Raw genomic sequence first — 18640 nt, forward strand, 5'->3', positions numbered from 1 at the left:
GCTCGGCGCCTACTCTCCTGCCGCGGCCTCCCGCGCGGCGATGCGGCGCAGCGGCGGTTCGGTGGTCGGCGCCACCCTGCGGTCGGGTAACTCGGCGAGCAAGGTGGTGGTCGCCTTCGCGATGGCCGCGACGGCCTTGTCGACGGCCGGTTTGGTGGTCGAGCTCAGGCCGGACACGCCACCGACCTTGCGCACGTACTGCAGTGCGGCGGCATAGATTTCCTGCTCGGTTGCGGCAGGTTCCAGACCACGCAGGACGGTGATGTTTCTACACATGCGAGCACACTAGCCCCACATCACGACATGCGTCAGGGCAAGAAGCAACCGAGGCCGAAATCGATTCGCCCGGCGGACGCGCCCGCGGGGACGAATGTGCGCCCATCCGTGAATCCCACGCGTGCGGCGCGCGGCATGGGGAACAATCGGGGCATGTCTTCGCGCGGTGTACCCACCTTGACGACCTTTCCGTACGCGGAGCTGGACGAGCGGGAGGAAGACCATTGGTCCGGCGCCGCGGTTTCCGACGACGAATTGCGTGCGCTGGCCCTCGGCGCGTTCTACTCGGCGCGCTGGGACGCGTTCCACGACGCGCTGCTGCTCGGCCCCGAACGCGCGCATCCGCTCGGTGACCGGCGTGAACTGGCCATCGACACGCTCACCGGCGCGTGGGGCATCACCGACGGGACCGAGGCGCAGGCCTCGATGGAGCAATTGCTGGACGGCATGCACGCCCCGCTCTACGCGCTGGTGCATCCGCTGGTGACGGCGTCCATCAACGCCAGCGAGCGCGATCGCTTCGGTGAGCGCGCCGATCGGCACCGGGCGTTCCTGCGCCAGGTCGGCGCGTTCCGCGGGATGGACAATCCGGAGGCGCTGGTCCGCGACTACGACATCTGGTCGCAGGCGATCAAAATCGGATTCACCGATCATCTGGCCCGGCCGCTGCCGAGCGACATCCACGCCTGGGATCTGGCCAGGGTGGTGGCGGTGGCCAGGATGGCCTACACAGCCGGGTACCTCGACGCCGACGTGGCCTGGAGCTATCTGGCGCGCGCCCTGCCGCTGGCGCAGAGCAAGTACCGCAACTGGCGCCAGTTCGGCGACGCCTATCTCACCGGCTGGACCTACTGGCAGGCCTGCGAGGACCTGGCCGAGCTGAAGAACGGCGGCGTCGACCGCCGCAAGGAGTTGCTGCGGCTGTGGCTGCGTCCGACCAGCCCGTGGCGACGGATCGCGCTGAACTCAGCTCCCGTCGGGGAGTGAGCGCAGGATCCCGCGGCCGTAGCGCTGGAACTGCGCGTCGTCCACCATGCCGAGGGAGTGCCGCTCGACCAGCAGCTCCCATTCCGAATACAACTGCGCCACACCGGGGTCGGCCGACCCGGCGGCGCCGTCGGCGGACTCCCGGCGCACCGCGAAGTTCACCGCGCAGCTGACCCGTTCGGTGTCGGCGCGGTCCGCGCCGGAGAAATGCAGCGTCCGGCTCCCGTCGTGCACCTCCATACCGACGGCGCCGCGCCCAGGACCGATCTCACCGCGCCCTGCGGTGGGGGTATCGGTGACGCGCGCCCATAAGACCACGGGAATCGGGAGTTCGTGCGCGTACCGGCCCTCGCCCATGGCGATGAACAGCAGGCGGGTGGTGGTCGCCGCGAGCAGGCCGGAGCCGTTGCCCGCGGGCGGGTGCGCGACCGCGACAGCGGTCTCCAGGACGTACTCCTCCGGCGTCACGTAACGATGCAGAGCCGCTATCGCCTGCTTCGCCTCGCGGCGCGGTGACATCCTGCGCGTGGCCCGTTCCACGTCCGCGCGGGTGGGACCGCCGCGGCCCCAGACGGGGGCGGGCGGGCGCAGGTCCGGCGCCGCCACGTCGATGCGCTGGGTGGCCAGGATGTGCGCGTTGATGCGATCGACGATCTCGGTGGCCGCGGGCACGTCGTGCTCGGCGATGATGACCGGGAGGGGGGTGCGGTCCGCGGGGACGCCGGTGAGCACGGGCGTGGGGTAGCGCAGATAGATCTCGATGACGACCGCGTCGTCCGCGCGCCGGTTCAGCCGGACTTTCAGCAGGTCGGAAACCGGGACATCGAGCACGCGCTCGCCGTCGGATCCGGGTCGCAAGACGATCAACCTGCCGCGGCCGTGACGCAGTATCGCTGTTGGTGTCCGTAACTCGACTATGTCCATACCCCCTGCGCTCGTGTCTGGTCTGCGGCGCTCCCGGGGCCCTTCGTGGTGTGCGAGCTACCGCCTGGGTGGCCCGTCGCTCGCGCCGCGATGTTGTGTCGTCGCTCACGATAGGCCGAACATGCCATGATTGTTGCCACTTGGAGGAAGCCGAACCGGAGACATCGGGAACCACCGTCGGTCTCCGGCCGTTTACCTCTTTAACTGCACCTGCAGCCGAACTGCGCGATGTATCGAGTAGACCGTACGCGGTAACGTGGCTTGTCCGCATCCGAACCCCCGCGGAACCGGACGCGCCAGACGCATCGCTAGGCAAGAACCGGAGACACCGGAAAGGACTGGCCGCCCCGGCCGACGCTCTATGAACCGCAAGACTGTGTTTCGCACCCTGGCCATAGTCTCGGGCATTCTGCTCGTGATCTATGCGTTCAGCTACTTCGGCAACGACACGCGGGGCTGGAAGAGCGTCGATACATCGGTTGCCCTCAGCCAGCTCGAGAACAAGAGCAACGTCCAGAACGTCCAGATCGATGATCGCGAGCAGCAGCTGCGCATCGAGCTGAAGGACGGCAACGACGCCACCGGCGGACAGACCAGGATCATCGCGAAGTATCCGGGCGGCAGCGAGACCTCCGCGCAGATCTTCTCGGCCGTGAAGAACTCCGGCGCGCCCTACAACACCGTGGTCAAGCAGGAGAGCTGGTTCACCCAGATCCTGCTGTTCGTGCTGCCGATGGTGATCCTGCTCGGCCTGTTCATCTTCGTGATGGCCCGCATGCAGGGCGGCGGCCGCGGCGGCATGATGGGCTTCGGCAAGTCGAAGGCCAAGCAGCTGTCCAAGGACATGCCCAAGACCACGTTCGCCGACGTGGCCGGAGCCGACGAGGCGGTCGAGGAACTCTACGAGATCAAGGACTTCCTGCAGAACCCGGTCCGCTACCAGGCCCTCGGCGCCAAGATCCCCAAGGGCGTCCTGCTCTACGGCCCGCCGGGCACCGGTAAGACCCTGCTGGCCCGCGCCGTCGCGGGCGAGGCCGGTGTGCCGTTCTTCACCATCTCCGGTTCGGACTTCGTGGAGATGTTCGTCGGCGTCGGCGCCTCCCGTGTGCGCGACCTGTTCGAGCAGGCCAAGCAGAACAGCCCGTGCATCATCTTCGTCGACGAGATCGACGCGGTCGGCCGCCAGCGCGGCGCCGGCCTCGGCGGCGGTCACGACGAGCGCGAGCAGACCCTCAACCAGCTGCTGGTGGAGATGGACGGCTTCGGCGACCGCACCGGCATCATCCTGATCGCCGCGACCAACCGCCCGGACATCCTCGACCCGGCGCTGCTGCGTCCCGGCCGGTTCGACCGGCAGATCCCGGTCGGCAACCCCGACCTCGCCGGTCGCCGCGCCATCCTGCGCGTGCATTCGCAGGGCAAGCCGATCTCGCCGGACGCCGATCTGGACGGCCTGGCCAAGCGCACCGTCGGCATGTCCGGCGCCGACCTGGCCAACGTGATCAACGAGGCCGCGCTGCTCACCGCCCGCGAGAACGGCGCGGTAATCACCGGCGAATCGCTGGAGGAGTCGGTCGATCGCGTGATCGGCGGCCCGCGCCGCAAGAGCCGGATCATCAGCGAGCACGAGAAGAAGATCACCGCCTATCACGAGGGCGGGCACACCTTGGCCGCCTGGGCGATGCCGGACATCGAGCCGGTCTACAAGGTCACCATCCTGGCGCGCGGCCGCACCGGCGGCCACGCGATGACCGTGCCCGAGGACGACAAGGGCCTGATGACCCGCTCGGAGATGATCGCCCGCCTGGTCATGGCGATGGGTGGCCGCGCGGCCGAGGAACTGGTGTTCCACGAGCCGACCACCGGCGCGTCCTCCGATATCGACCAGGCCACCAAGATCGCGCGCGCGATGGTCACCGAGTACGGCATGAGCGCACGGCTGGGCGCGGTCCGTTACGGCCAGGAGCAGGGCGACCCGTTCCTCGGCCGCTCGATGGGCATGGGTTCGGACTATTCGCACGAGGTGGCGGGCGCGATCGACGAGGAGGTGCGCAACCTGATCGAGGCCGCGCACACCGAGGCGTGGGCCATCCTGAACGAGTACCGCGACGTGCTCGACGACCTGGCCACCGCGCTGCTGGAGCGCGAGACGCTGCACCGCAAGGATCTCGAGCAGATCCTCGCCTCGGTGCAGAAGCGCCCCAGGATCACCGCGTTCAACGATTTCGGCGAGCGCGTCCCCTCGGACAAGCCGCCGGTGAAGACGCCGGGCGAGCTGGCCGCCGAGCGCGGCGAATCCTGGCCGCCGGAGCCGGTGGTGAAGCCGGTGGCCGCCTCCGCCCAGCGCGAGCCGCAGCCCGCCAACGGGTACCCGCCGCATGGCAGCGGTTACGGCGCTCCGCCGCAGTACTCCCGCCCGTCCGCGCCCGGCTACCCGCTGCCGGAGGCTCCGGCCTATCCGCGGCAGGGCACGCACGGGTCGCGCCCGGACTACGGCGCTCCGGCGGGTTGGTCGGCTCCCGGCTGGCCGCCGCGCGACGAGCCGCAGCAGGGTCAGCCCGGCTGGGGCGACCAGCAGCCCAGGCACGGCTACCAGCAGTGGGGTCCGCAGGGTTCGCCCGAAGGCGGCTACGAGCGGGACGGCTACGGCGACCGCGGCGGCTATGACGAGCCGCGCAGGGCGAATCCGAACGGCGAGGGCGACGGCGATTGGGATGGACCGAACGGTCGTCACTGATCAGTGACGATTAGGCTCGACCATCTGGGGTGCCGAGAGATTGCCGGCGCCCGGGGAGTTTGGAGGTGTCCTCGATTGTCGGCCAAGGAGCATGGCGGTGGTCACACCCTCGCCGAAGCGGAACACGACGGTGTCGACATCGGCGTGCCGGAGCCTGGCCTCGTGGCACTGGAAACGGGCAGATCGTTCGATCAGGCGCGGGCCGAAGCGGCGGTACGGGAGTTGCTGATCGCCGTCGGCGAGGACCCGGACCGGCCAGGACTGCTCGACACGCCCGCCCGGGTCGCGCGCGCCTACCGAGAAACCTTCGCCGGGCTCTACGTGGAACCGGATTCGGTGCTCAACACCACCTTCGACGAGGGGCATCAGGAACTGGTGCTGGTCAGGGACATTCCGATGTACTCCACCTGTGAACACCATCTGGTGTCCTTCCACGGGGTCGCCCATGTGGGTTACATCCCCGGCCCGCACGGTCGGGTCACCGGCCTGTCCAAACTCGCCCGTCTGGTCGACCTGTACGCCAAGCGTCCGCAGGTGCAGGAGCGGCTCACCAGCCAGATCGCCGACGCGGTGATGCGCAAGCTGGACCCGCGCGGCGCGATCGTCGTGGTCGAGGCCGAGCATCTGTGCATGGCGATGCGCGGCATCCGCAAGCCGGGCGCGAGCACGACCACCTCCGCGGTGCGCGGACTGCTGCAGTCCAACGCCGCCTCGCGCGCCGAGGCGCTCGATCTGATCCTGCGGAAGTGAGCGGGCCCCCGGTGTCCCCACCGAGGCGCATCGACAGCCTCGGCGCCCGCGACGGGCGCTCCTGTGTGGTGATGGGCGTGGTGAACGTCACCAGCGATTCGTTCTCCGACGGCGGGCGATACCTCGATCCCGAGCTGGCTGTCGCGCACGGCATTCGGCTGCACGCCGCGGGCGCGGACATCATCGACGTCGGCGGCGAGTCGACCAGGCCGGGCGCGGTTCGCATCGACGCGGCGACCGAGACCGCGCGGGTGACGCCGGTCATCCGCGGACTGGTCGCAGCGGGCGTGCCGACCAGCGTGGACACCATGCGCGCCGCCGTCGCCGAAGCGGCGATCGAAGCCGGGGTGTCGGTGGTCAACGACGTCTCCGGCGGCCGCGCCGACGCCGACATGGTGCGCGTGGTGGCCGCCGCGGGCGTTCCGTGGATCCTCATGCACTGGCGGGCGGGCGCCGACTACCGGCACACCGGACCGGCCGACCACTACGACGACGTGGTCGCGGAGGTGGTCGCCGAGTTGGACGCGCAGGTGGACTCGGCCGTCGCCGCGGGCGTCGAGCCGTCGCGGCTGCTCCTCGACCCCGGCCTGGGCTTCGCGAAGAACGCCGAGCACAACTGGGCCCTGCTCGCAGCGCTGCCGGAATTGGTCGCGCGCGGGCTTCCGGTCCTGATCGGCGCCTCCCGCAAGCGGTTTCTCGGTGCGCTGCTGGCCGACGAAGCGGGTTTGCGTCCACCGGACGGCCGGGAGACGGCCACAGCGACCATCTCGGCGCTGGCCGCGTTGCACGGCGCGTGGGGGGTGCGGGTGCACGACGTGCGCGCCTCGCTGGACGCCATCGCGGTCACCGACGCGTGGCAGAATGCCGCACGGCAGCGCGCCGCACAGCACGACACCGCCCGATCCAGTGCGCAAGGAGCTCAACGATGAGCCGGTCCCCGGTCAACGCCGAAGACGATGCACCGCCGCGTGATCCGGCGCTGCGGCGCGGCGCCGACCGCATCGAGTTGCGCGGCCTGCGCGCCTATGGGCACCACGGCGTGTTCGAGCACGAGCGCCGCGACGGCCAGGAGTTCCTGGTCGACCTGACGGTCTGGCTGGACTTCGCCGCGGCCGCGGCATCCGACGATCTGGCGGCCACCGTGGATTACGGCGCGCTGGCCGAGCGGGCGGTGCGCATCGTCCAGGGGCCGCCGCGCGATCTCATCGAGACGGTGGTGTCGGAGATCGCCGACGACGTGATGACCGATCCGCGGATCAAGTCGGTCGAGGTGGTGTTGCACAAGCCGTCCGCGCCGATCCCGCACACGTTCGCCGATGTGCGGGTGATCACCTCGCGCCACCGGGGGGAGCCCGCCGAATGAGCGAGCGCAACTGCGGCGCGGCTTTTTTCACCGTGCCGGGCGTCGCGGAGGCGCGCCGATGACCCGCGCCGTGCTGTCCATCGGTTCGAATCTGGGTGACCGGCTCGCGCACCTGCGCAGCGTGCTGGACGGGTTCGGCCATCGCGTGCTGGCGGTCTCCGCCGTGTACGCCACCCCGCCTTGGGGTGGCGTACCGCAAGGGGACTATCTCAATGCCGCTGTGCTGGTCGAGGATCCGGCTTTCGGCTGCGCCGACTGGCTGCGTCGCGGCCAGGAGCTGGAACAGGCCGCGGGGCGGGTTCGCGAAGTGCGCTGGGGTGCACGCACTCTCGACGTGGACGTGGTGTGGTGCGCCGAACTGCGCGACGGCCGGCCGGTCGCGTGCCGCAGTTCCGACCCGGATCTGATACTCCCGCACCCGCAGGCGCATCGGCGCGCCTTCGTGCTGGTGCCGTGGCTGGACGTGGCGCCGGACGCGGTGCTGGAGGTCGACGGCGCACCGCACGCCGTCGCGGATCTGCTGGCCCGGCTCGATCCGGCCGAGCGCGCCGGGGTGCGGCGCACCGAGTTCTCGCTGACGGGCGCGGCGTCGTGAAACTGAAGCCGACTCGCATTCTGGACCTCGTGGCGAACGTGTTGATCGCCGCGATCGTCGCGTGGATCGCCACCAGGGCGGCCTATGACAACTTTCCGCCGATCTCGGTCTTCGCCGGCGCCTCGCTGTATCCGGTGGCCGCGATCGAGGCTGTGCTCGCCTTCGTCATCCGAGCGCGCGTCAACGATCATCAGATCGGCGACGGACGCCACCAGCTGCATCCGATCACCGCGGCCCGCGCCGTCGCGCTGGCCAAGGCGTCGGCGCAGGTCGGTTCGATCGCCGCTGGTATCTGGCTCGGCTTCCTGTGCTGGGTCTTCCCGCAGCGCGGCACGCTGCGCGCGGCCGCGGCCGACAGTCCCGGTGCGATCGTCGGGATGCTGGCGGGTGTCGCTTTGGTTGCTGCGGCCCTCTGGCTGGAGTACTGCTGCCGGGCGCCGGAGGATCCTACCGATGATGCGGCAACTACATAGCTAGCCTGGCGAACGGAATCACAAAACCGGAATCTGGGCGTGGCTCGAGCAATTGGCTACCCTGGCTGGCATGGTTTCACCCTCCCGTAGCAGCACTTCCCGTGGACGGCGGGACGACGCGGGAAAATTCTTCGTCGGCGTCCTGATCGTGCTCGGTCTGGTTGCCAGTATTTTCCTGATCTTCAGCAATAGCGTCGAGTTCGTACGGGTAGGTCTGGTCGCGGCCCTGTGGGCCGCGGCGATCGGGGCTCTGGCTGCGACGAAGTACCGCAAAGAGGCGACGATCGATAAGGCGAAGGTCCGCGATCTGCAGACCGTCTACGAGTTGCAGCTGGAGCGGGAGGTCACCGCGCGCCGCGAGTACGAACTCGGCGTGGAGGCGCGGGTACGCGAGGAAGTGGGCGCCGACGCGGCCGAACTCGCGGCCTTGCGAGCGGAACTGACCGTGCTGCGCCAGAGCCTGCAGCGGCTGTTCGACGGCGATCTGCCGATGGATCGCCCCGCGTTGCGCGCCGACGCGACCAGGATCCAGGAGCTGACCAGCTCGGGCGGGGAATCGGGGAACAATAGCTCCGCGAATGCCGGGATGTGGTCGCTGTTCGCCGACCAGCAACCGCGCAGCAGTATGACGCCGATCTTCGAGCCCGATCATCCGCAGCCGCCGGTCTTCGCCAGTCCGTTCGACGATCCGGTCACCGCGGAGACCGCGGTCGTCTCCATCGACGACGACGCCGAGCAGCCCGATGCGCAGCAGGCACGGTACGCCGAGCCGCGCGGCTGGGCCGACGCCTTCACCGAGACCGTGGACGAGCCGCTGGACGAGCCCGCGACCCAGCCGGCCGCGCGGCCGACGCCGGAACCGGCCCCTCGGCCGGCCTCGACGCCCATGGGCACGCCGAGCGCGCGCAGGCGCAGGCGGGCCGAGAGCGACGACGAGACGTCCTCGCGCCGTCTCTCGGTCGCGGAGATCATGGCCAACCTGCAATCCGAGGAGCGCGAGCGCCGGTGATCCTGGCCGAGCCCGGCCCGGGTACTGCGGCCTAGATCACGCGCGCACCCCGTGGCGGCGGCGAAGCGGCTCTGGATATCCTCTTGGCGTACCGTCCGGTACCCGCATGGCGGGACTGGAACGACATCGAGAGGACAACGTTGACCTCGAGAAGCGTGAATTCCGACAACGCTGATTCGGGCTACGACCCCGCGCCCGCACGCCTGACGGTGGGAATCGTCTCGGCGGGACGCGTGGGCTCGGCATTGGGCGTCGCGCTGGAGCGCGCCGGACACGTCGTGTTCGGCGTCTGCGCGATCTCCGACGCGTCGGTGCGCCGTGCCAGGACCCGGCTGCCCGATTCGGAGATCCTGCCGATCGAGCAGGTGGCCGCCCGCAGCGAGCTGCTGCTGCTGGCCGTGCCCGACACCGAGCTTCCCGGCCTGGTTCGTGGTCTGGCCGGTGCCGGAGTGGTCCGGCCTGGCACCATCGTCGCCCACACGTCCGGCGCGAACGGCGTCGGCGTACTCGCGCCGCTGGCCGAGGCCGGCGCGCTCGCGCTCGCCATCCATCCGGCGATGACCTTCACCGGACACGACGAGGACGTGGCCCGCCTCGGCAACGCGTGCTTCGGCATCACCGCCGCCGACGAGGTCGGCTATGCCATCGCGCAATCGCTGGTGATCGAGATGGGCGGCGAGCCGGTCCGGGTCAGGGAGGAGAACCGGCCGCTGTATCACGCCGCGCTGGCGCACGGCAGCAATCACCTGGTCACGGTGATCGTCGACGCGGTGGCCGCGTTGCGCGCCGCGCTGACCGGCCCCGGCTTGCTGGGACAGCAGCTGGTCGACGAGCAACCGAACGGTCTGGCCGAGCGTCTGCTCGCGCCCTTGGCGTCGGCGGCGCTGGACAACGCGCTGCGCCGCGGCCAGTCCGCGCTGACCGGCCCGGTCGCGCGTGGCGACGCGGACGCGGTGGCGGCGCATCTGACCGCGCTGGCGTCGGTCGATGCCCGGTTGGCCGAGGCGTATCGCGCGCTGTCGCTGCGCACCGCGGAACGCGCAGGCACCGCACCCGCCGTCATCGAACTGCTGGAAGGACGCTGATGTTCGACCCGAAATTGCGCGGCGCGTACCGGCCCGGCGCGCTGACCGTGCACCACGATCCCGCCGTGCTCGGCGCGGTGTCCGCCGCGCTGCGCGGCGTCGGCCGCACCGTCGCGCTGGTGCCGACCATGGGCGCGCTGCACGAGGGGCACTTGGAGATCGTGCGGCTGGCCAAGCGGACCAACCAGGTGGTCATCGTGTCGATCTTCGTCAACCCGCTGCAGTTCGGGGCGAACGAGGATCTGGACAAGTACCCGCGCACGCTGGACGCCGACGTCGAGCTGCTGCGCGCGGAGGGTGTCGAGCTGGTGTTCGCGCCCAGCGTGTCGGACATGTATCCGGACGGCCCGCGCACCACGGTGCATCCGGGCCCGCTCGGCGCGGAGCTGGAAGGGGCCAGCCGCCCGACCCACTTCGCGGGCATGCTGACCGTGGTCGCCAAACTGCTGCAGATCGCGCGGCCGACCGAGGCGTTCTTCGGCGAGAAGGACTACCAGCAGCTCACCTTGATCCGGCAGATGGTCCGCGACCTGAATTTCGACGTGAAGATCACCCCGGTGGTGACCGTCCGCGAGCCCGACGGCCTGGCCATGTCCTCACGCAACCGCTATCTCGACCCGGTGCAGCGCGAAGCGGCGCTCGCTTTGTCGGCCGCGCTGTCGGCGGGCAAGCACGCGGGCGGCCTCGGCGGCGATGCGGTGCTCGCCGCCGCCAACCAGGTGCTCGACGCCGCGACCGGTGTGGAGGTCGACTACTTGGAGCTGCGCTCGGCCACCCTCGGCCCCGCCCCGGCCACCGGCAACGCCAGATTATTGATCGCGGCCAGGGTCGGCGCGACCCGGTTGATCGACAACATCGCCGTCACGCTCGGCGCTCCGATCGACGGCCACCCCAACGTCTCCGGTTCGCGGCCCGCCGTGGACTCCCAGCCCGTACCGGCGGTGTCCGATCCCGCCCCGATTCCTCCCGCGAACTAGAAAGGCCGACGCGATGCTGCGCACCATGATGAAGTCGAAGATCCACCGTGCCACCGTGACGCACGCCGACTTGCACTACGTCGGCTCGGTCACCGTCGACCAGGATCTGCTCGACGCCGCCGATCTGCTGGAAGGCGAGCAGGTCTGCATCGTCGACATCGACAACGGCGCCCGCCTGGAGACCTACGTCATCGCCGGGGAGCGGGGTTCGGGGGTGATCGGGATCAACGGCGCCGCGGCTCACCTGGTGCACCCCGGCGACCTCGTCATCCTGATCGCCTACGGCCAGATGAACGAGCAGGAGATCGCGGAATACGACCCCAAGGTCGTGTTCGTCGACGAGCGCAACCGCCCGGTCGAACTCGGTTCGGATCCGGCGCACGCGCCGGAGGGTTCCGGCCTGACCTCGCCGCGCTCGCTGTCGTTCGTCTGAGCAGCGGCGAGCCGGACATGTTGCTGACCATCGATGTCCGCAATACGAGTATCGAACTCGGCTTGTTCTCCGGTTCCGGAGCCCATTCGAAACTCGTGCGCCACTGGCGGATGCACACCAATCCGCTGCTGACCGCCGACGAATTCGCCATGCAGGTGCGCGGGCTGGTCGGCGCGCAACTGGACGAGGTGATCGGCGTCTCGGCGCTTTCCACGGTGCCGCCCGTGCTGCGCGAACTGCGCGGCATGCTCGGCCAATACTGGGGGCATGTTCCGCACGTGCTGGTGGAACCCGGTGTGCGCACGGGCATTCCGCTGCTGGTGGACAATCCGAAAGAAGTCGGCGCCGACCGCATCGTCAATTGCCTGGCCGCTTACCAGCGGTATTCCGGGCCTGCGATCGTCGTCGATTTCGGCACGGCGATCTGTGTGGATCTGGTGTCGAAGAAGGGCGAGTTCCTGGGCGGGATCATCGCCCCCGGCGTGGAGATCTCCACGGAAGCCCTGGTAGAGCGCAGTGCGCTGCGGCGGGCGGAGTTGACCAGGCCGCGGTCGGTGCTGGGGAAGAACAGCATGGAATGCATGCAGTCCGGCGCGGTATTCGGTTTCGCCGGACTGGTGGACGGCCTGATCGATCGGATTCGCGACGAGTTCGACGCCTTCGCAGGCGACGACGTCGCGGTGGTGGCGACCGGCGCGACCGCGCCGTTGATCGTCCCCGAGTCGGAAACGATCGACGACCACGACCCGCATCTCACGTTGACCGGCCTGCGGCTCGTATACGAACGCAACCAGCGGCGCAAGGGAAATGTCTGATATGCGCGGTGTTGGATTTGTCGCAGGCCAGGTACTTGTCGGCACCGCGTCGCATGCTGTTAAACTCCTTGTCGTGACCTTCCACGTGAGCACCCAGGAGTGTTGTCGAGGCTGACTCGCCTCGACCGATCGAGGCTGACTTCCCGCCCTCGACCGTTACCTTCCTCCTGGAGATTCGCTCATGCGTTCTTCTGTCCTTTCCCTTTCTTCCGCGCGTACCGCGCTGTCGGCTACCCCGCCGGTGGAACGCTCGGTGGCCCCCGCCCTGCCCACCCGGTTGCGCCCGGCCGACCTGCTGCGGCTGACCGACGAAGGCGCCGAGGATGTGCTGGCCGGACGCTATGACCATCTCCTTCCCGCTGGTGGGATATGGCCGCAGGACGAGCGCTGGGCGACCAGACTGCTCTCCGACGACGAGGTCGACGTCTGGCTGATCAGCTGGACGCCGGGCAAGTCGACCGAGCTGCACGACCATGCCGGGTCGCTCGGCGCGCTCACCGTGCTCAGCGGCGCGCTGTCCGAATACCGTTGGAACGGAACGGAACTGCGTTGCCGTACGCTCGCGGCGGGTGATCAGGCGTCCTTCCCGATCGGCTGGGTGCACGACGTGATGCGGGCACCCGGCGTCGTCGAATCCGCGGGCCCGCCCGATCCGACGCTCAGCGTGCACGCTTATTCCCCGCCGCTCACCGCCATGTCGTATTACGAGGTGACCGGCCACGGCACCCTGCGGCGCACTCGAACCGTCCTCACCGACCAGCCCGAAGGTGACATGTGATGACCCGTTTGACCATCGATCAGATGCTCGAGAACGCACGGGCCCGACTCGACCGGATCTACGCCTTCGAATTGCCGGAAGCCATCGAGCGCGGCGCCATTCTGGTGGATATCCGCCCCCAGGCGCAACGCGGCCGGGAGGGCACCTTGCCCGGCGCCTTGGTGATCGAACGCAATGTCCTGGAATGGCGGCTGGACCCGACCAGCTCGGCCCGCTTGGCGCTGGCCGCCGATCACGACGTGGAATGGATCATCGTCTGCTCCGAGGGCTATACCTCCAGCTTGGCCGCCGCCGCGCTGCAACAACTCGGGCTGCACCGGGCGACCGATCTGGTCGGCGGTTACCAGGCGTTGAAGGCCGCCGGGCTGTTGAACGTCGCCGTCGGGGCGCCGCACTTCGTGCGTGAGGCCGAAGCGCTCGCCTCGCTGTAATTACCCGTCAACACTTCCATCTCGAAATAGCCGGTCGCGCAGCTGTTTTCGCACACACGGTGATGCGCACCGGCTATTTCGCGTCTCCGGGACGTCGGCTCCGACCGCTCGGGCGGGGCCCCGCATCGATACCGTTTCGTTACTCCGGGTCGGAGTCCGGGCGGCGCGCAAAACGATTTCCGGTGCACGCTAGGGTTGTTCGATGTGAGCACCCCGAACTCTGCATCTTCCAGCGCGTCGACATCGGATTCGCGGCCCGCCGTGGCGCAGGCCGCCGACGATGCCCCGGAGCAGATACGGATTCGCCGGGAGAAGCGGGAGCGGCTGCTCGCGGCCGGTGGCGAGGCGTATCCCGTCGTCGTGCCGCGCACGCATACCCTGGCGGAAATTCGGGCCGCATATCCGGACCTGGCAGCCGACACCGCCACCGGGCAAGAGGTCGGCGTCGCCGGACGCGTCATATTCCTGCGTAATACCGGCAAGTTGTGTTTCGCGACACTGCAGGAAGGCGACGGCACCAAGCTGCAGGCGATGATCAGTCTGAACGGGGTCGGCGCGGACGCTCTCGCCGCCTGGAAGGCGGACGTCGATCTCGGTGACTTCGTTTTCGTGCACGGCGAGGTCATCTCCTCGCGAACCGGGGAACTGAGCGTCATGGCCGATTCCTGGTTCATGGCGGCGAAGGCCCTGCGGCCCCTGCCGGTGGCGCACAAGGAGATGAACGAGGAGTCGCGGGTCCGGCAGCGCTATGTCGACCTGATCGTGCGTCCTGAGGCCAGGGAGATGGCCCGTACCCGCATCGCCGTGGTGCGCGCGCTGCGCAACGCGCTCGAGCGCAGGGGCTTCCTCGAGGTGGAGACGCCGATGCTGCAGACGCTGCACGGCGGCGCGGCGGCCCGGCCGTTCGTCACCCATTCCAACGCCCTGGACATGGACCTCTACCTGCGCATCGCGCCCGAGTTGTTCCTCAAGCGCTGCGTGGTCGGCGGCCTGGAGCGGGTGTTCGAGATCAACCGGAACTTCCGGAACGAGGGCGCGGACTCCACGCATTCCCCCGAGTTCGCCATGCTGGAGACCTACCAGGCCTACGGCACCTATGACGACTCGGCGGTGATGATCCGGGAATTGGTGCAGGAAGTGGCGCAGGAGGCGTTCGGCACGCAGGTGGTGACCTTGGCCGACGGCACCGAATACGATCTGCGCGGCGAGTGGGCCACCGTCGAGATGTATCCTTCGCTGTCGGACGCGCTGGGTGTGCAGGTCACCCCGGAAACGTCGGTCGACGAATTGCGCGCACTCGCGGATCGGGTCGGTCTGGAAATTCCGGAGGGCAAGGGCTACGGCCACGGGAAACTCGTCGAGGAACTCTGGGAACACCAGTATGGCGACAAGCTGTACGCACCGACTTTCGTGCGCGACTTCCCGGTGGAGACATCCCCGTTGACCAGGCAGCATCGCAGCACCGCCGGCGTCACGGAGAAGTGGGACCTCTATGTGCGCGGCTTCGAGTTGGCCACGGGCTATTCGGAGTTGGTCGACCCGGTGATCCAGCGCGAGCGGTTCGTCGACCAGGCTCGGCTGGCCGCGCAGGGCGACGACGAGGCGATGGTGCTGGACGAGGACTTCCTCGCCGCGATGGAGCACGGCATGCCGCCGACGACCGGAACCGGTATGGGAATCGATCGGTTGTTGATGGCGCTCACGGGTTTGGGAATCCGAGAAACGATACTGTTCCCAATTGTGCGTCCGGTCACCAGGTGACCACTGGATTGCAAAGCAGCGGCTCCGTCTTGGAATTTCCGGAATTCGAGGTATTCTTGCCTCGGGTAATCGGCCTAGTATGCGGGTCGCACGATTTCGAGAGGACGTTCATCTCATGGCAAAGAAGGTCACCGTTAGCCTGATCGACGATGTCGACGGTGAGTCCATCGCAGACGAGACCATCGAGTTTGCGATCGACGGTGTGTCGTACGAGATCGACCTGTCGTCGGCAAATGCGGCGAAGCTGCGCGACGGTTTGGAGGAGTGGGTTTCGAATGCGCGCCGGGTCAGCGGCCGGCGCCGGGTCAAGGCCGCCGCGGCCGCCACGGGCACTCCGAAGAGCCGGGTCTCGATCGATCGGGAACAAAGCGCCGCAATTCGTGAGTGGGCGCGTCGTAATGGACACAAGGTGTCCGCGCGTGGCCGCATCTCCGCCGACATCACCGACGCGTACAACAAGGCCGCGAAGGGATAGTTCTTTTTCCCGGCCGCCGTCCCGGCGAATCGTGCGACGTCGGGGCGGCGGTCTTGTTTGTGATAGGGCTTCGATATAGCAGCGAGACCGGATGGCACGGTGGCCCGTCACGGCGGAGGAATCGATCTTGCTCGCGGTACCCCGACGCGGCACCATGGAAACGTGCGACGGTCACTGGCGGTATGGAGAGGCGAGGTATCGGCGCAGTGACAGGATTCGTCGGATCATTTTTGCGGTTCACCGATGACGCAGGCCGGCAGCAGGAGTTCACGCTCACGCCCGACCGCGGCCGCGTCACCATCGGCCGCTCCCCGCATGCCGATCTCGCCCTGAGCTGGGACGCCGAGGTCTCCCGGCTGCACGCCGCGGTCGAATACCTGGGCGCGCACTGGACCATCGTGGACGACGGCCTCTCCCGCAACGGCACGTTCGTCAACGGGGACCGGCTGGTCGGACGCCGCAGGCTGATGGCGGGCGACGTCATCCGGGTCGGTACCTCGCGGGTGTCGTTTCACGACTTCGGCGGCGTCTCCGACGACATCACCCGCACGTCCACCGGCTCGATACCCACCGCGCGGTCGCTCACCGAAACGCAGCGCTCGGTCCTGATCGCGCTCTGCCGCCCGTACAAGCACGGCGCCGGTTTCGCCACGCCGGCCTCCAATCAGCAGATCGCCGAGGAGCTGTTCCTCAGCGTGGACGCGATCAAGACCCACCTGCGCGCGTTGTTCGCCAAGTTCGGGGTCGAGGATCTGCCGCAGAACCAGAAGCGGGTGCGGCTGGCTGGACTGGCCATGCAGAGTGGGCTCATTTCCGATCGGGACCTGTGAGACCTCCACCGTAGACGCTCGCTCATCCGGTCGAGCTTCTCGACCATGGAGAGTCGGCGCGACGACGGCTTGACTCGGAGCATGCAGCCGGAACGACTCCGGCGGGTTTCCGAGCAGGAGGAAGTCATGACCGCCACACGTCTCGCCGCGCTGGTGCTCGCCACACTGGCGACGGGCCTGATCGCAGGCCTTTTCTACGCGTACGCCAACTCGGTGATGCCCGCGCTGGCCCGCACCGGCGATCGCGCGATGGTCGACGTGATGCAGAAGATCAACGTCGTGATCATCAATCCCTGGTTCATGATCGGCTTCCTCGGCACGGTCGGGTTCACCGTCTTGGCCGCGGCGCTGCATCTGGGCCGCGAGCAGCGGAGCACGCTGATCTGGATCGGCGTCGCGCTCGTCCTCAACGTGATCGCCTTCGCCGTGACCTCCGGGCTGAACGTCCCGCTCAACGACCAGCTGGCCGCCGCGGGCGACCCGGCGTCGCTCACCGATCCGGCCGCCGTGCGCGCCGATTTCGAATCCGCCTGGGTGCGTTGGAACATCGTGCGCGGCGTCTGCCACACGCTGGCCTTCCTGGCGCTGTGCGGCGCCCTGTTCGTCGCCGGCGTCCAGCAGGGGAAGGCCTCCGTCGCGGCCGGGACAGGCCAGGTGAACGTGGCGTCGCACCCCTCCGGCGCGTCGGCCCTCGGTCAGAGCTAGTTTCCGCAACGACCCGCCGGAATCTGCGCCGTCCGGTCCACTCCGTGCGGTAGCTTCCCGGAAGACGAGACCGGACCGGGAGGCTATCGTGCGGCGTGTCCCAGGCTTTTCGTTGTTCATCGTTCTGCTCGCCATGGTGTGCGCCGCCGCGGGTGCTGCGCACGCGCAGGATCGATATCCGGTCGAGTTCAACTTCTTCGCGGGCATTCCCGCCGAACTCGCCAATCCGGGCGGCTCACTGCCCGGCACCAACGACTGGTCCTGCCGGCCCAGCTCCGAGCATCCGAACCCGGTGGTTCTCGTGCACGGCACCGGCGGTGGCGCACAGACGAATTGGGGCGTGTACGCGCCGTTGCTGGCCAACGAGGGCTACTGCGTGTACGCGGCCACGTTCGGCGCCTACAACCTGCCGTGGCCCGCGTCGGCCATCGGCGGCATGCTCCCGATCGAGCAGAGCGCGGCTCAGCTGGCCGGTTTCGTGGAGCGGGTGCGCGCCGCGACCGGCGCGCGGAAGGTCGATCTGATCAGCCACTCCCAGGGCAACTTCATCGGCAACTACTTCGTCAAACGGCTCGCGGGCGCGGGCAAGGTGGACAAGATGGTCGGCCTGGCCCCGCCGTGGCAGGGCTCGAACGCCTACGGGATGGCCGACCTGAACGCGTTCGGCACGCGCCTCGGCCTCGGCCCGCTGTTCGACGCCGTGGCCGGATCGCCGTGCAACGCCTGCCGTCAGGTGCTGCAAGGGTCGGAATTCGTGCGCGCGCTCAACGCGGACGGCGTCTACCACCCCGACGTGACCTACACCAATATCGCGACGGTGCTGGACGAGCTGGTGGTTCCGTACACCTCCGGCTTGGTGACCGGCCCCCATGTGACCAACATCGTGGTTCAGGACGGCTGCGCGACGGACTACTCTGGGCATACGGGCATAGCGGGCAGCAAGAGGGCCGCGACCTACGTGCTCAACGCGCTCGATCCCGCTCATCAACGCCCGGTGCCCTGCGGTTTCGTCGACCCGTACACGGGGTAGGCGGCCGAGGTCGTACGTGTGCGGCGCTGATCCGGTCGGCGGACGGTTTGTTCGCTGAGGGCAAAACCCGGCCGGAAACGAATCCCGCGACGCCCACGTTATGAGTGAATGACCGTGCTGTCGCCGGTCGGCAATAGGGTGGACCGGCGGCGGTGGCATCCCCCGCCAACTAGAGTGGAGGCGGGGGCCGCAACCCCCGGGCTTCA

Annotated in this window: 21 protein-coding genes; 19 read left to right on the plus strand and 2 right to left on the minus strand. The window is 68.7% G+C overall.

Translation table 11 applies throughout. From position 1 onward, the window contains the following. Positions 1 to 9 precede the first annotated feature (9 nt). The gene (locus tag ACWDMM_RS26690; RefSeq protein ID WP_195078011.1) at positions 10 to 276 is read right to left on the minus strand and encodes a DUF2277 domain-containing protein; all 267 of its coding nucleotides are present in this window, start codon (positions 274 to 276) and stop codon (positions 10 to 12) included. 153 nt (positions 277 to 429) lie between these two features. Here ACWDMM_RS26690 and ACWDMM_RS26695 point away from each other — a divergent pair, with 153 nt between their 5' ends. After that, on the plus strand, positions 430 to 1263 hold the full coding sequence (locus ACWDMM_RS26695) for a DUF1266 domain-containing protein (RefSeq protein WP_195078012.1): 834 nt from the start codon (positions 430 to 432) through the stop codon (positions 1261 to 1263). Here ACWDMM_RS26695 and ACWDMM_RS26700 read toward each other — a convergent pair. Beyond that, positions 1243 to 2121, minus strand: a complete 879-nt coding sequence (locus ACWDMM_RS26700) for a hypothetical protein (protein WP_323124576.1) — start codon at positions 2119 to 2121, stop codon at positions 1243 to 1245. The genes ACWDMM_RS26695 and ACWDMM_RS26700 overlap by 21 nt on opposite strands. Positions 2122 to 2548: 427 nt before the next feature. Between ACWDMM_RS26700 and ftsH the strand changes: the two genes are divergently transcribed. The 18 genes from ftsH (at position 2549) to ACWDMM_RS26790 (ending at position 18434) form a co-directional block, all read left to right on the plus strand. Next, the gene (ftsH, locus tag ACWDMM_RS26705; protein WP_449940077.1) at positions 2549 to 4924 is read left to right on the plus strand and encodes an ATP-dependent zinc metalloprotease FtsH; all 2376 of its coding nucleotides are present in this window, start codon (positions 2549 to 2551) and stop codon (positions 4922 to 4924) included. 138 nt (positions 4925 to 5062) lie between these two features. Beyond that, positions 5063 to 5674, plus strand: a complete 612-nt coding sequence (folE, locus tag ACWDMM_RS26710) for a GTP cyclohydrolase I FolE (protein WP_323124589.1) — start codon at positions 5063 to 5065, stop codon at positions 5672 to 5674. Positions 5675 to 5745: 71 nt separating this feature from the next. Next, positions 5746 to 6603: a dihydropteroate synthase gene (gene folP, locus ACWDMM_RS26715; protein WP_195078392.1), complete on the plus strand. Its 858-nt coding sequence runs from the start codon at positions 5746 to 5748 to the stop codon at positions 6601 to 6603. Next, positions 6600 to 7037 carry a dihydroneopterin aldolase gene (folB, locus tag ACWDMM_RS26720; RefSeq protein ID WP_195078016.1) on the plus strand — a complete coding sequence of 146 codons (438 nt, stop codon included), beginning with the start codon at positions 6600 to 6602 and terminating at the stop codon, positions 7035 to 7037. The genes folP and folB overlap by 4 nt, the downstream gene beginning before the upstream one ends. Positions 7038 to 7095: 58 nt before the next feature. Then, positions 7096 to 7632, plus strand: a complete 537-nt coding sequence (folK, locus tag ACWDMM_RS26725; protein WP_357208963.1) for a 2-amino-4-hydroxy-6-hydroxymethyldihydropteridine diphosphokinase — start codon at positions 7096 to 7098, stop codon at positions 7630 to 7632. 2 nt (positions 7633 to 7634) lie between these two features. Further along, positions 7635 to 8105, plus strand: coding sequence for a DUF3180 domain-containing protein (locus tag ACWDMM_RS26730; RefSeq protein WP_195078393.1), 471 nt, complete (start codon positions 7635 to 7637; stop codon positions 8103 to 8105). Between the two features lie 70 nt (positions 8106 to 8175). After that, positions 8176 to 9114: a DUF6779 domain-containing protein gene (locus ACWDMM_RS26735; RefSeq protein WP_449940080.1), complete on the plus strand. Its 939-nt coding sequence runs from the start codon at positions 8176 to 8178 to the stop codon at positions 9112 to 9114. A 140-nt stretch (positions 9115 to 9254) separates the two neighbouring features. Continuing rightward, positions 9255 to 10199, plus strand: coding sequence for a Rossmann-like and DUF2520 domain-containing protein (locus tag ACWDMM_RS26740; RefSeq protein WP_323124577.1), 945 nt, complete (start codon positions 9255 to 9257; stop codon positions 10197 to 10199). Next, entirely contained in the window at positions 10199 to 11176 is a 978-nt protein-coding gene (gene panC, locus ACWDMM_RS26745; protein ID WP_449940084.1) for a pantoate--beta-alanine ligase, read from the plus strand. The genes ACWDMM_RS26740 and panC overlap by 1 nt, the downstream gene beginning before the upstream one ends. 13 nt (positions 11177 to 11189) lie before the next feature. Then, positions 11190 to 11609: an aspartate 1-decarboxylase gene (panD, locus tag ACWDMM_RS26750; RefSeq protein WP_067794633.1), complete on the plus strand. Its 420-nt coding sequence runs from the start codon at positions 11190 to 11192 to the stop codon at positions 11607 to 11609. A gap of 17 nt (positions 11610 to 11626) precedes the next feature. Continuing rightward, entirely contained in the window at positions 11627 to 12424 is a 798-nt protein-coding gene (locus ACWDMM_RS26755; protein ID WP_357208969.1) for a type III pantothenate kinase, read from the plus strand. 181 nt (positions 12425 to 12605) lie between these two features. Next, on the plus strand, positions 12606 to 13202 hold the full coding sequence (locus ACWDMM_RS26760; protein ID WP_195078021.1) for a cysteine dioxygenase: 597 nt from the start codon (positions 12606 to 12608) through the stop codon (positions 13200 to 13202). An 8-nt stretch (positions 13203 to 13210) separates the two neighbouring features. Further along, on the plus strand, positions 13211 to 13633 hold the full coding sequence (locus ACWDMM_RS26765) for a rhodanese-like domain-containing protein (RefSeq protein ID WP_195078395.1): 423 nt from the start codon (positions 13211 to 13213) through the stop codon (positions 13631 to 13633). A 204-nt stretch (positions 13634 to 13837) separates the two neighbouring features. Further along, positions 13838 to 15394: a lysine--tRNA ligase gene (gene lysS / locus ACWDMM_RS26770; RefSeq protein ID WP_397071604.1), complete on the plus strand. Its 1557-nt coding sequence runs from the start codon at positions 13838 to 13840 to the stop codon at positions 15392 to 15394. 115 nt (positions 15395 to 15509) lie between these two features. Next, positions 15510 to 15869 carry a histone-like nucleoid-structuring protein Lsr2 gene (locus ACWDMM_RS26775; RefSeq protein WP_039794672.1) on the plus strand — a complete coding sequence of 120 codons (360 nt, stop codon included), beginning with the start codon at positions 15510 to 15512 and terminating at the stop codon, positions 15867 to 15869. Between the two features lie 182 nt (positions 15870 to 16051). Continuing rightward, a complete protein-coding gene (locus tag ACWDMM_RS26780) occupies positions 16052 to 16699 on the plus strand; it encodes an FHA domain-containing protein (RefSeq protein WP_195044519.1) in 648 nt (215 codons plus the stop codon). A gap of 126 nt (positions 16700 to 16825) precedes the next feature. After that, the gene (locus ACWDMM_RS26785; protein ID WP_195078022.1) at positions 16826 to 17404 is read left to right on the plus strand and encodes an anthrone oxygenase family protein; all 579 of its coding nucleotides are present in this window, start codon (positions 16826 to 16828) and stop codon (positions 17402 to 17404) included. An 88-nt stretch (positions 17405 to 17492) separates the two neighbouring features. Then, on the plus strand, positions 17493 to 18434 hold the full coding sequence (locus tag ACWDMM_RS26790) for an alpha/beta fold hydrolase (RefSeq protein ID WP_435406595.1): 942 nt from the start codon (positions 17493 to 17495) through the stop codon (positions 18432 to 18434). Positions 18435 to 18640 lie beyond the last annotated feature (206 nt).

Source organism: Nocardia sp. NPDC003726 (assembly GCF_053586955.1).

Bases quoted from the DNA above. Each gene is read 5' to 3' on its own strand.
- ACWDMM_RS26690 (WP_195078011.1), bottom strand. From the start codon at position 276: ATGTGTAGAAACATCACCGTCCTGCGTGGTCTGGAACCTGCCGCAACC.
- ACWDMM_RS26695 (WP_195078012.1), top strand. From the start codon at position 430: ATGTCTTCGCGCGGTGTACCCACCTTGACGACCTTTCCGTACGCGGAG.
- ftsH (WP_449940077.1), top strand. From the start codon at position 2,549: ATGAACCGCAAGACTGTGTTTCGCACCCTGGCCATAGTCTCGGGCATT.
- folP (WP_195078392.1), top strand. From the start codon at position 5,746: ATGGGCGTGGTGAACGTCACCAGCGATTCGTTCTCCGACGGCGGGCGA.
- folB (WP_195078016.1), top strand. From the start codon at position 6,600: ATGAGCCGGTCCCCGGTCAACGCCGAAGACGATGCACCGCCGCGTGAT.
- folK (WP_357208963.1), top strand. From the start codon at position 7,096: ATGACCCGCGCCGTGCTGTCCATCGGTTCGAATCTGGGTGACCGGCTC.
- ACWDMM_RS26735 (WP_449940080.1), top strand. From the start codon at position 8,176: ATGGTTTCACCCTCCCGTAGCAGCACTTCCCGTGGACGGCGGGACGAC.
- panC (WP_449940084.1), top strand. From the start codon at position 10,199: ATGTTCGACCCGAAATTGCGCGGCGCGTACCGGCCCGGCGCGCTGACC.
- panD (WP_067794633.1), top strand. From the start codon at position 11,190: ATGCTGCGCACCATGATGAAGTCGAAGATCCACCGTGCCACCGTGACG.
- ACWDMM_RS26755 (WP_357208969.1), top strand. From the start codon at position 11,627: ATGTTGCTGACCATCGATGTCCGCAATACGAGTATCGAACTCGGCTTG.
- ACWDMM_RS26760 (WP_195078021.1), top strand. From the start codon at position 12,606: ATGCGTTCTTCTGTCCTTTCCCTTTCTTCCGCGCGTACCGCGCTGTCG.
- ACWDMM_RS26775 (WP_039794672.1), top strand. From the start codon at position 15,510: ATGGCAAAGAAGGTCACCGTTAGCCTGATCGACGATGTCGACGGTGAG.
- ACWDMM_RS26780 (WP_195044519.1), top strand. From the start codon at position 16,052: ATGGAGAGGCGAGGTATCGGCGCAGTGACAGGATTCGTCGGATCATTT.
- ACWDMM_RS26785 (WP_195078022.1), top strand. From the start codon at position 16,826: ATGACCGCCACACGTCTCGCCGCGCTGGTGCTCGCCACACTGGCGACG.